Annotated in this window: 9 protein-coding genes; 6 read left to right on the top strand and 3 right to left on the bottom strand. The window is 27.8% G+C overall.

Features of this window, described 5'->3' with window-relative positions; translation table 11 throughout:
• Positions 1-1,164 (top strand): tryptophan synthase subunit beta (gene trpB, locus Q0V15_RS10050; RefSeq protein ID WP_297438586.1); only part of this gene is annotated, 1,164 nt, incomplete at its 5' end.
• Positions 1,165-1,251: 87 nt separating this feature from the next.
• Here trpB and fba read toward each other — a convergent pair.
• On the bottom strand, positions 1,252-2,184 hold the full coding sequence (fba, locus tag Q0V15_RS10045) for a class II fructose-1,6-bisphosphate aldolase (protein ID WP_297438584.1): 933 nt from the start codon (positions 2,182-2,184) through the stop codon (positions 1,252-1,254).
• Positions 2,185-2,715: 531 nt separating this feature from the next.
• On the opposite strand from fba, the gene Q0V15_RS10040 reads away from it, so the two are divergent.
• Positions 2,716-4,368 carry a nucleoside kinase gene (locus Q0V15_RS10040; RefSeq protein WP_297438582.1) on the top strand — a complete coding sequence of 551 codons (1,653 nt, stop codon included), beginning with the start codon at positions 2,716-2,718 and terminating at the stop codon, positions 4,366-4,368.
• A gap of 44 nt (positions 4,369-4,412) precedes the next feature.
• On the opposite strand, the gene Q0V15_RS10035 is transcribed toward Q0V15_RS10040, so the two are convergent.
• Both Q0V15_RS10035 and Q0V15_RS10030 read right to left on the bottom strand, forming a co-directional pair.
• The gene (locus tag Q0V15_RS10035; RefSeq protein WP_297438580.1) at positions 4,413-5,306 is read right to left on the bottom strand and encodes a TetR/AcrR family transcriptional regulator; all 894 of its coding nucleotides are present in this window, start codon (positions 5,304-5,306) and stop codon (positions 4,413-4,415) included.
• A gap of 20 nt (positions 5,307-5,326) precedes the next feature.
• Positions 5,327-5,551 carry a DUF2164 domain-containing protein gene (locus Q0V15_RS10030; RefSeq protein WP_297438578.1) on the bottom strand — a complete coding sequence of 75 codons (225 nt, stop codon included), beginning with the start codon at positions 5,549-5,551 and terminating at the stop codon, positions 5,327-5,329.
• A 283-nt stretch (positions 5,552-5,834) separates the two neighbouring features.
• Between Q0V15_RS10030 and Q0V15_RS10025 the strand changes: the two genes are divergently transcribed.
• The 4 genes from Q0V15_RS10025 to Q0V15_RS10010 all read left to right on the top strand — a co-directional run bounded on the left by Q0V15_RS10025 (position 5,835) and on the right by Q0V15_RS10010 (position 8,096).
• Positions 5,835-6,395, top strand: a complete 561-nt coding sequence (locus tag Q0V15_RS10025) for a hypothetical protein (RefSeq protein ID WP_297438576.1) — start codon at positions 5,835-5,837, stop codon at positions 6,393-6,395.
• A 107-nt stretch (positions 6,396-6,502) separates the two neighbouring features.
• Positions 6,503-6,856 carry a hypothetical protein gene (locus tag Q0V15_RS10020; protein ID WP_297438574.1) on the top strand — a complete coding sequence of 118 codons (354 nt, stop codon included), beginning with the start codon at positions 6,503-6,505 and terminating at the stop codon, positions 6,854-6,856.
• A gap of 208 nt (positions 6,857-7,064) precedes the next feature.
• The gene (locus Q0V15_RS10015; RefSeq protein WP_297438573.1) at positions 7,065-7,637 is read left to right on the top strand and encodes a thiamine phosphate synthase; all 573 of its coding nucleotides are present in this window, start codon (positions 7,065-7,067) and stop codon (positions 7,635-7,637) included.
• Positions 7,638-7,778: 141 nt separating this feature from the next.
• Positions 7,779-8,096 (top strand): hypothetical protein, encoded by a 318-nt coding sequence (locus Q0V15_RS10010; RefSeq protein ID WP_297438571.1) that lies wholly within the window; start codon positions 7,779-7,781, stop codon positions 8,094-8,096.
• Positions 8,097-8,269 lie beyond the last annotated feature (173 nt).

Below are 8,269 nucleotides of genomic sequence, written 5' to 3'. Positions count from 1 at the left end.
GGGCAATATGTGCCAGAACCATTAGAGAAAGCACTTGCACAGCTTGAGGTAGCATTTGAGGAGTACAAAAATGAAAAAAGTTTTAGGGAAGAATATGAGTATTATTTAAAGCAATATGTAGGTAGACCATCACCACTTTATTTTGCAGAAAGATTAACTGAAAAGTGTGGTGGAGGAAAAATATATTTAAAGAGAGAAGATTTAAACCATACAGGAGCACATAAAATTAATAATGTTATAGGACAGATGCTTCTTGCTAAAAGAATGGGTAAGAAAAAGGTTATAGCTGAAACAGGAGCAGGTCAACATGGAGTAGCAACAGCAACAGTTGCAGCACTTATGGGAATGCAGTGTGATGTTTATATGGGAGAAATGGATACACAAAGACAAGAGTTAAATGTTTTTAAAATGGAACTTTTAGGAGCAAAAGTCATAGCAGTAAAAGAGGGGACTAGAACTCTTAAGGAAGCAGTTGATGCAGCTCTTATGGCATATGTTGGAGAAGTAGATTCAGCATTTTATGTTTTAGGTTCAGCAGTTGGACCACATCCATATCCTCTAATGGTTAAAGAATTTCAAAGTGTTATAGGTAAAGAAATTAGGCAGCAGATTTTAGAACAAGAGGAGAGATTACCAGATACAGTAATAGCCTGTGTTGGTGGAGGAAGCAATGCGATTGGAGCATTTGGTGAATTTTTAAATGAGAAAAGTGTAAAACTTATAGGTGTTGAAGCAGCGGGACATGGAATTGAAACACAGATGCATGCAGCTACGATTACAAAAGGTGTTGAAGCTATAGTTCATGGAATGAATACTACTTGTTTAGTTGATGAGAAAGGTGAGCCAAAAGAAGTTTATTCAATTTCAGCAGGGCTTGATTATCCAGGGGTTGGACCAGAACATGCTAATTTATATAAAACAGGTAGGGCAGAGTATTATTATATAACAGATGATGAAGCAGTAAATGCATTTAAAGCACTTACAGAGCTTGAAGGAATAGTTCCAGCTATTGAAAGTTCACATGCAATTGCATATACTATGAAGTATGCAAAAAATGCACCAAAGGATGAGATTATAGTTGTAAACTTATCGGGTAGAGGTGATAAAGACGTTGATCAAATAAGAAATTATTTAAATAAAAATGATAAATTTGTAGGAAGATAGAATTTATATAAGTTTTAATATGACAATAGAAGAGAATAAAAAAAGGAACTGATTTAATAAAATCAGTTCCTTTCGTGTTATCTTAAATTAGTTCATTCCGTTTTCTGAACCTAAGATATTATCTATTTTATTTTCTACTAATGCTTGAAGTGCTGTTCTAGCTGCTCCAAGGTAAGCTCTTGGGTCAAATATTTCTGGTTTAGTTCCGAAAGTTTCTCTGATTGAAGCTGTCATAGATAATCTGATATCAGTATCCATGTTTATTTTACATACAGCCATTGCAGAAGCCTTTCTTAACATTTCAACTGGAATACCTTGAGCGTTAGCGATGTTTCCACCGAACTCGTTACATTTATTAACTGTGTTAGCATCTACTGCTGAAGCACCGTGTAATACTATTGGGAAACCAGGTAATCTTTTTTGGATCTCTTCTAATATTTCAAATTTTAATTGAGGCTTAGAACCTGGTGCAAATTTAACAGCTCCGTGAGATGTTCCGATAGCGATAGCTAATGAATCAACTCCTGTTTCGTTTACAAATCTTACAGCTTCGTCTGGGTTTGTGTACACGTGCTCATCAGCAACAACGTCATCTTCAACTCCAGCTAAAACTCCAAGTTCAGCTTCTACAACTACACCATGAGCGTGAGCGTATTCAACTACTTCTTTAGTTCTTACGATATTTTCTTCGAAATCATAGTGAGAACCATCAAACATAACTGAAGTGAATCCAGCTGCGATAACTTCTTTAACTGCTTCTATACTTGGACCGTGATCTAAGTGTACAGCGATATCGATTCCTGATTCTTCTGCAGCTATCTTAGCCATTTCTACTAAGTATTTAGCTCCTGCATATTTTATAGCTCCTGTTGAACATTGAAGGATAACAGGTGAGTTTTTAGCTTTACAAGCTGCAACTATTCCTTGAACTATCTCCATGTTATTTATATTGAATGCTCCTATTGAGTATCCACCTTCGTAAGCTTTTTTAAACATTTCTTTTGTAGTAACTAATGCCATTGTTTATACCACCTTTCAATTTGTTAATATAAAAATTTTTTTATATTAAGGGTCATAATATGACCCGCTGGGACTAATCCCTTGTTATGACTTTATTATAACCTAAATAATATAATAATTCTAGTAGTTCATAGAATATTCTTAATTATAGGATTATTTGGATAATGCAGATTTGATGAACTATAAAGACTTTAAAATATAAAGAGAATAAATATCTGTAAGCGTTGATATAAGAAGCTTAGAGTACAGTTTATATAAAATGATAAATTCATTTTATGGGGTTAATAAAATATATTTAATTAGAAAATTAGAGTTTGTAATAGTATTTTCTTCTGATAGTAAAATTTTTAATTATTCATTTTTAGAAATAAATAATTAAAATAAATAAGGTCTTAACAAATAATATTTAATAGCTTGATACTTAATTACTAAATATTTAGAAAATTTGATATATATTTTAAAAGTTAGGACATTTTTAAGGTAACTTTTATAAAATGAAGTAAATGTATATTTTATAAAGGGGCGAAGTTTATGGATTTAAAAGTTAAAGTGAATGGTAAGGAAGTTGATATTACTGAAAATGTGAGTTTTGGTAAGCTTCTTCCTACTGATTATAAAGATATGAGTGTTCCGATAGTTTTAGCAAAACAAAATAGTAAATATTATGAGCTTACATCTTTAGTTTCAGAAAGTGGAGATATTGAATTTATTGATATAACAGAAAAGGTTGGGATGGATACTTATAAGAGGACAGCTCAATTTATTTTTATAAAAGCTACTCTTGATATTTTTAAGGATGCAAAAATTACTATAGAGCATTCTATAAATAAGGGGATATATGGTGAAATTCATAAAGGAACTCCACTTACAAGCAGTGAACTTTTACTTATCAAGAATAGAATGAATGAAATTATTAAGAGTGATATTATTATTGAGAAAAAAAAGGTTAAAAAAAATATTGCAAATCAAGTTTTTGATATTTATAAGATGGAGGATAAAAAAAGGCTTCTTAAATATGTTAAAAGTGAAAAAGTTAATTTATATAAGATAGAAGATAGATATGATTACTTTTATGGTTCAATGGCTTATTCAACAGGTGTTCTTAAAAATTTTGATTTATTATTTTATGATAAAGGTTTTATCATAAGGCTTCCAAGAACTAAAAATCCAACAGAGCTACCAAAGTTTAAAGAGCAAATGAAGCTTTTTAATGTTTTTAAAGAAACTGCAAAGTGGCTTGATATATTAGAAGTTGCAGATGTAGGTGCTCTTAATAATAAGCTTGAGGAAGGTAGTATAGAAGATATTATAAGAGTGTCAGAAGCTTTGCATGAGAAGAAAATAGCTAAAATAGCTGATAAATTTTGTGAGGATAGTAATAGGAAAATAGTTTTAGTTGCGGGTCCATCATCTTCAGGAAAAACCACTTTTACTAAAAGACTTGCAGTTCAGCTCAGGGTAAATGGACTTAAACCAGTTATGATTTCCCTTGATGATTATTTTATAAGCAGGGATAAAACGCCACTTGATGATGAAGGAAAACCAGACTTTGAATGTTTAGAAGCTTTAGATTTAGCACTATTTAATTCAAACTTAAAAGATCTACTTCTAGGAAAAGAAGTTGAGATACCATCTTTTAATTTTAAAAAAGGTCATAGAGAATGGTTAGGGCATAAGATAAGGTTAAATAGTGATGAAGTTTTACTTATTGAAGGTATACATGGATTAAATGATAGGCTTACAAAAGAAATTGATGATAAATATAAGTTTAAAGTATATATTTCTGCATTAACACAGTTAAATCTTGATAATCATAATAAGATTTCAACAACTGATGTGAGGAAAATTAGACGGATAGTTAGAGATAGTTTATCAAGAGGTTATGATGCAGAAAAAACATTATCTATGTGGTCATCTATTAAACGAGGTGAAGAAAAGAATATTTTTGTTTTTCAAGAACAAGCAGATGTAATGTTTAATTCTACACTTGTATATGAGTTATCAGTTCTGAAATTTCTAGCGTTAGAAGAATTAGAGAAAATAGATGAGGCTAGTGAAGTTTATTATGAAGCTAAAAGGCTTAAAACATTTTTAAAGTTTTTTGATGATATAGATTTTAATGTAGTACCTTATAATTCTATTTTGAGAGAGTTTATAGGTGGTAGTTGTTTCTATAAATATTAAAAGAAAAACAATGCTTGTTCCAATAGATGGGACAAGCATTGTTTTTATAATTTTTTATAAATTTGAGAAAGATACAAAATATCTTTTTCAAGATCTTTATATTTTGCTAAATAAAGAATAAGTCCTTCTATTAAATATTTCCTTGGAGTTTCAGAAGCTTTTTCTGTTTCTATAGAATCTAAAGCTTCAAATAATTCTTCTTTATTTAATATTGATTTTGAGTTGTGGATTGATGATTTAATTTTGCTTATTAGTGAATTTGCTTCATCAAGAAGTAAATCTCTACTAATGAGTTTATATTTATGTGCATCAAGACAAGTCATACTATCAAATGGTATTAAAGGTTTTGTTCCTATAGTACTTTCAATAAGTGAGCTCATAGTTTTTACTATATATTTAGAAAGATCACGAGTTTCTATAACTATAAAATCCTTCATTATAGATATCTGGGCAAATTCTTTTATAAGTCCAGTAAGAGTTAGTACCATATCCCAAACGTTTGGCTTTAAAGTTTCACCATATGTATCTAAAAGTATTTCTTTAAACCAATTTAAAATAAAAAATTTGCTTTTTATGAAAATCTCTTGGAATGCATCAGCTCTAGCTACAGATTGGTCTTGATAAACCATTATTGTAAAATCTTTTTTGTTAGATAAATGTTCAAAGAATACAAAGATTTTTTCTTCGAATTTTTCAAGGTTAGTCATATCAGCATTCAAATCAATATTTTCAACAAGTAAAAGTGTTTGCTTATTTAAATATTTTATAATTTCTATTAATATATCTTCTTTAGATTTAAAAATTTTATATATTGTAGCTTTTGAAATATTACAGTAAGATGCTATATCTTGAACAGATGTTGATGAAAACCCTTTATTTGAAAATAAGTAAACGGCAGCATGTATTATCTGATTTTTTTTCTCATAGTTTGAATCCATTTTAACATTCCTTTCTAAAACTATTTAGTTATACCGAGCAAGTCTTCAACTCTATCAGACATATATTTATATGAATCTGAGATTCCTTGATTATAAAGTTCAGGTCCAATTTCATTTATTATAAAGTCTAAGACAATTGATGCAGCAAGGTCACCAAGTTCCTCATCTCTTTCTGTTATAAAAAATTCTTGTATATTATTTAAAAGTTCTTGTTCTCTTTCTTTTGATAATTTAAATTTTCTCATTAATTACACTCCTTCAGATATAAGTAAAAACTAATTTTAAGAAAAAGTTTTTTTGAAAACTTATAAGTTTTTATGTGCTAATTATAATATAGATTTTAAGTATAGGCAAGTAATAACATAATGATTTAGAAATAGTAAAATAAATTAAAGGATTTTGAAAAAGAAACGAATATTTTAATATATTATAAAATAAATATTAATCGAAAAATAGTGAAAATGTATAAATAAGATACAATTGTGGTGTTTATTAGGGCGTTGGAGATAGTGAAAGGGAGGAGAATTAATGGTTTGTACTGATGCACTTAAACTTGATGGTTATTTAAAAGCTATGGCAGATATTCAATCAATGTCAGATGATGAGATGAAGTATGATTTTGCATTTGAAAGAATTAATTTTTTAGAGAGTCCAGAAGAGAGTTTTAGAAGTTACTGTGAAGAGTATATAAAGGATGATATTAGAGAACGAAAAAGTAAAAATTGGTTAGACCTTGGGAATACTGAGAGGGAGAGAGTTTCTAGATTCGTTGATGATAGTTATAATCTTGTTTTAAAATTTAAGGCGATAAATATATTTGAGAATGAAATGGATTATGTGTTAAGAGTTTGGATTACTAATAAGGTAGTTAAGTATAGTCATAATAAAGATAAAACTGCATTAAATAAATATATATTAAACTATATGATGGAAGACCTTGGGCTTAATGCAACTAAGTATTGGAAATTGACTTGTGATAGTGATTTTATATATGATACATTCTTTTATAATATTTCTGATATTTATATTTTACTTATAGAAGAAAATTACTTTGTTTTGAGATTTGGACTAAAATATATACAAGAGTAAGCTGCTTTATATTAAGCAGTTTTTTTTGTGGAAAATTTTATGAATAAAAATAAAATAATAATACATACTAACCATAGATACGATTTGAAATAAGGAGGGTTTTATTTATGAGTAGTAAAAAAAAGTTGATTTTATCACTTATGGCATGTATGCTTGCTATATTTTTAGTGTCATGCATAAATGCAAGTAAGGAAGAAGTTTTAAATCAAATACAAGTAGGGAATTATCAGCAGGCATTAGAAGATATTCATGGGCTTAATACTTATGAAAGAGAGGAAGTTCAAAAAGCTGCAGTTGCAAAGGTTGATGAAATTGTTCAGGCAGCAAAAAATAAAGTTATTACATATTCACAAGCAGTTGATGACCTTAATTTTATAGATAAGATTATACCTAAGAATCAACAGCAAAAAGTTATAAATGCAATAGAGTATATTAAAGGCTTAGAAATTTCTAGTAAGTAAAATTGTAATAAACTACGAGTAATAATTTTATCTAATAAGTGTATATTTATATAGTGGAATAATATAGGGTTAAATTAAGTTTATTTGTATAAACAATTTAATTAATTCTAGTAACCTTTTCATATAGTTTGATATAGTATAAAAAATATGAAGTTTAAATTTTAATATATATATATCAGTTTCTTATAAATATAAAGGGGTGGGAGTTTTGAGATTTAATGACAGGACAAAATATTTAGTTATTGATGAGGTATTAGAGCAGGATATTTTGATTGAAAATGTTAAAAAAGCATTAGATAATGGCATTGAATTAGTTCAGTATAATTCTAATAAAGTTACACGAGATATGATAAAAGAAGCAAGCAGTATAAAAAGTTTATGTGCAAAATATAAAGCTGTTTTTTTAGTAAAAAATAGAATTGATGTAGCTATGGCTATAAATGCAGATGGAGTACATTTAGATTATAATGATATGAGCATATTAGATGTTAAAAATCTTATAGGGAATAATAAAATAATAGGTTTTAGTGTTAAAAATGAAAATGATTTATTCTTAGCTAGAGAAGAAAGAATTGATTATATAACATTAAGCGAAGATTTTGATTATTCTTTAAGTGGTAAAGAAGTTTTTAATGGAAATATATATGGAGATTATAATATTATAAAAAACGGTGATATTACAGATTTAGAAAAAAGTATAACAGGTGTATATCTTAAATTAGATGATCTTAGCTATACTGATATAAATGCTTATATGAATGATTTTCTTAAAATAAGTTAAATATAACTTGGGATAATATAAGTAACAAATATTAGGAAAAACTCTAGTTGATAATAAATTGATTAGAGTTTTTTTGTGTTTAAAAGGAATTTTATATATAAAAGTAGAATATATATTTATGACGAGTATGGAGGGTTTGATATGGAATATGTAAGTGAAAATTTAACGGTTTTAAGTATAGTTAATGATACCGGGCATACAATGAGAGATATTGAAATAACATATGATGGACTTAAGTATAATATAGAAATTTTAAAGATTAAAAAAGATTATGAAAAGACAGTTTTTTTAAAAGTCAGAGAAGAAGATGGATTAGTTGATGTTAAGATGAATTATAATGAAAAAAGTTATTTGATTTATAAAAATCTAGATGTTAAAAGTGAAATTAAGATTAGAGTTAAAGTATCAGAGGATGAAGAGAATAAATACTTTGTAAAATCGTATTTCTTTATAGAGTAAAAATCAAGAGCCAACTTTATAATATGAAATTTTCATATCATAAAGACAGGCTCTTTTTTAAGTAGAAATCATATTGATTTTCTCTTACGCATTTAGTTTGAGCATTTTTGAAAAAAATATGCGTTAAAAATTTTAATTAATTTGATATAATAGTATAAAAGATGTCAAGAATT

This window comes from uncultured Clostridium sp., assembly GCF_947036855.1.
Classification (GTDB): Bacteria; Bacillota; Clostridia; order Clostridiales; family Clostridiaceae; genus Sarcina.
This window is presented reverse-complemented; position numbering and strand designations above follow the sequence as displayed.

Excerpts from the sequence above, each read along its gene's own strand:
- fba (WP_297438584.1), bottom strand. The coding sequence starts at position 2,184 with ATGGCATTAGTTACTACAAAAGAAATGTTTAAAAAAGCTTACGAAGGT.
- Q0V15_RS10040 (WP_297438582.1), top strand. The coding sequence starts at position 2,716 with ATGGATTTAAAAGTTAAAGTGAATGGTAAGGAAGTTGATATTACTGAA.
- Q0V15_RS10035 (WP_297438580.1), bottom strand. The coding sequence starts at position 5,306 with ATGGATTCAAACTATGAGAAAAAAAATCAGATAATACATGCTGCCGTT.
- Q0V15_RS10030 (WP_297438578.1), bottom strand. The coding sequence starts at position 5,551 with ATGAGAAAATTTAAATTATCAAAAGAAAGAGAACAAGAACTTTTAAAT.
- Q0V15_RS10025 (WP_297438576.1), top strand. The coding sequence starts at position 5,835 with ATGGTTTGTACTGATGCACTTAAACTTGATGGTTATTTAAAAGCTATG.
- Q0V15_RS10020 (WP_297438574.1), top strand. The coding sequence starts at position 6,503 with ATGAGTAGTAAAAAAAAGTTGATTTTATCACTTATGGCATGTATGCTT.
- Q0V15_RS10010 (WP_297438571.1), top strand. The coding sequence starts at position 7,779 with ATGGAATATGTAAGTGAAAATTTAACGGTTTTAAGTATAGTTAATGAT.